This window comes from Dyadobacter sp. HNCC25DJ186 (genome assembly GCF_056895235.1).
The window spans coordinates 1-595 of the sequence record NZ_JBXHAS010000048.1; the positions used below are offsets into that span (position 1 = coordinate 1).

Genomic DNA, 595 nt, shown 5'->3' on the forward strand with positions numbered 1-595 from the left:
TTTCCTGATTGTATGGATACTTTCCCGGCAGAGTCGACGCTTAGATAAACCCATTAAAAGGCTTACGCGTCCGGGCTTCGCGTTCGGTAATTTGATGCCCTAATTAATTCATGTGCTTTTGTCTTGGGTTTGGTAATTAATTTCATGATTTCGGATTGGTTTATATTAGTTAGAGAGGAAGAGATTCGAACTCTCGATACAGCGGTTTAAGGATGTGCAGATAGAGAGGGTCTTGAACCCCCGGTACGTTCAAATCTGTTAAAGTGTCTCATTGTCTTTTTGCCATTGCTTTAAGCCTCGATCTGTCAGAATAATTAAATGTTCATCATCCGTCCACTCGTGATCAATCTTAAATGAGTACAAGGCATGTTCACCACGTGTCCTTATAGATTTTTCATCATTAGGATCGTACATGTCGTCGTTGTGAAAATCGGCGATCAGAGAATGATTAAAAGCACACAAATTGCCATAGTCATTAACAAACATAATATTGGCCCTTTCGCATTTTTTATATGCTTTGCGTAATTCCTCAAATAGCTTTTTTTGGGTCGGTGTAAGTTCAAAAACTGAATCCATTGGTTCGAATCTGTTAAGG

Annotated in this window: 1 protein-coding gene; it reads right to left on the minus strand. The window is 39.2% G+C overall.

Going from position 1 to position 595, the window contains the following annotated elements; genetic code table 11:
* Positions 1-258: 258 nt before the first annotated feature.
* Positions 259-595: hypothetical protein (locus AC1XUO_RS29645; RefSeq protein ID WP_483333522.1), on the minus strand; the 337-nt coding region annotated here is incomplete at its 5' end.